The 1,646-nt window shown below is 33.5% G+C and carries 3 protein-coding genes and 1 pseudogene; all 4 read right to left on the reverse strand.

Annotation, left to right across the window (positions count from 1 at the left end):
* Positions 1-272, reverse strand: a 272-nt coding sequence (locus tag B2S90_RS05880) for a hypothetical protein (protein WP_286696702.1), incomplete at its 3' end; no start/stop codon positions are given.
* Positions 273-752: a hypothetical protein gene (locus B2S90_RS05885; RefSeq protein ID WP_286696703.1), complete on the reverse strand. Its 480-nt coding sequence runs from the start codon at positions 750-752 to the stop codon at positions 273-275.
* Positions 745-1,128: pseudogene (gene tnpA, locus B2S90_RS10920) on the reverse strand (IS200/IS605 family transposase). The gene B2S90_RS05885 and the pseudogene tnpA overlap by 8 nt, the downstream one beginning before the upstream one ends.
* Positions 1,129-1,513: 385 nt before the next feature.
* Positions 1,514-1,609 carry an ATP-binding cassette domain-containing protein gene (locus B2S90_RS10925; RefSeq protein ID WP_286696716.1) on the reverse strand — a complete coding sequence of 32 codons (96 nt, stop codon included), beginning with the start codon at positions 1,607-1,609 and terminating at the stop codon, positions 1,514-1,516.
* Positions 1,610-1,646 lie beyond the last annotated feature (37 nt).

Genomic DNA, 1,646 nt, shown 5'->3' on the forward strand with positions numbered 1-1,646 from the left:
ATGGTTAAATGTAGATATACTCTGTATTTACCGCGAATTAATTTCGGTACAAGAGTAGCATAGCATGGTCTATATGTATCAATACAGTACGCTTCATCCATGAGTGTCTGCACGGCTTTATTATTCACAATCTCAGGTTCAGCAAGATAATCTAATACTGCATTTACTTCATCTGTCTGAAATCTATCATTAATCTTTATTCCAAATACAGTCCTGCCAAGTTTGTATTGCAGCTTATTATCCTTAACGAATATAGGGATTCCACGATTCATCTATTTTGCCCTTATACAGGGTAAGTCTCTGTATTTAGAAAAATGTAAGATATTACCATTACCATATAAACATTTTTCCATGCCACGCCAAATATCTTCAGCTTTAGTAAGGGCAAAGACCGCATCTACGTTATACTTCTTACCGATAAATATCATTGATTTCCTGCAGAAATCCCAGGTAACATCATACTGCTTTTGCATTTCATTGAGCTGGTCACCAAAATGTTTACGTTTTTTCTCGTCTTTCGTAGAGCCATATAATATAAGCAGTTTACGATATCTCTTGGTACGCATAAGCTGGTTATAATTCTTTCTCATAAGACCTATAAGTTCATTGCCTGCTTTTCTGATTTTATCTGAAAGCTTTACAACTTTTTGTATATCAGAAGAAGACATATCAGTTTCAGCAGCTAGAATATGTCTATCAGAAAGCTTATGAAATTGTTTTAGAGTCTTTTTGTATTCTTCGTCACTAATCATTTTTTAGTTCCTCTATATACTTAACTACTGCAGCTTCGCTTATGCGTTCTGCAGTTGAGACAAATACCCTCCTGACCATAAAGTTCCACATCTTGCATAGAACTTTTTAAGCTGCTGATGCTTTTAAGAGTTCTAGCCACATCGCATAAGGAGCGACAGTCTGTGGCACATCTACGAAAATATGTATATGGTCTGGCATCACTTCAAGTGCTTTTATATGATAATTATAATCGTTACAAATTTTCTGTAATATCTGCTTTAAACTATTATCAACATTATCTTTTAAAACCAAAAATCTGAATTTAGGACACCATATGATATGATATTGTGTTAGATATTTACAATGTAAAGCACTGTGATATTTCTCTTCACCCACTACCCTGCTCTTTAAGCCAATATTTTTCCTGAACGCCTCTGCGTATAAGATCAAGAAATGTAATAGTCTCGCCTTCCTCAGCAGAATAGATACGTGCAAGGTTTTCAAGTTCTATTTTCCATTCCATAGGAATAGATATGTTTATTTGAACATTATTTGATTTTGGTCTTCCCATTAATTAAAAGGTCTTTTCTATTTTTATACATACATTATATATCTGCTCTATACAAAACTTATGTAAAAATTATGTGGCTTTCATCCCATAGGCAAGCCTATAGGTTTTTCGCCACTAATTTATAACCTAGATGATCACGTCTGTATTGACTTAATTCCTTCTCTTTCATTGCCTTTAAATGATGTTTATTAATAATAAGTTCTCCCTCATCTAAACTATCAATACCACAATAATATTAAGTAGTGTAGATTTACCAGAACCAGAAGGACCAAGCAATACACAGAATTCTCCTTTATTAATAGTCATATCAATGCCTTTTAATACATCAATATGGCTTTCTCCT

Source organism: Catenibacterium sp. UBA627 (assembly GCF_002299355.1).
Taxonomy (GTDB): Bacteria; Bacillota_I; Bacilli_A; order Erysipelotrichales; family Coprobacillaceae; genus Catenibacterium; species Catenibacterium mitsuoka.

What these genes read in the sequence shown, in the direction of transcription:
- B2S90_RS05885 (WP_286696703.1), bottom strand. Translation starts at nt 752, where the DNA reads ATGATTAGTGACGAAGAATACAAAAAGACTCTAAAACAATTTCATAAG.
- B2S90_RS10925 (WP_286696716.1), bottom strand. Translation starts at nt 1,609, where the DNA reads ATGACTATTAATAAAGGAGAATTCTGTGTATTGCTTGGTCCTTCTGGT.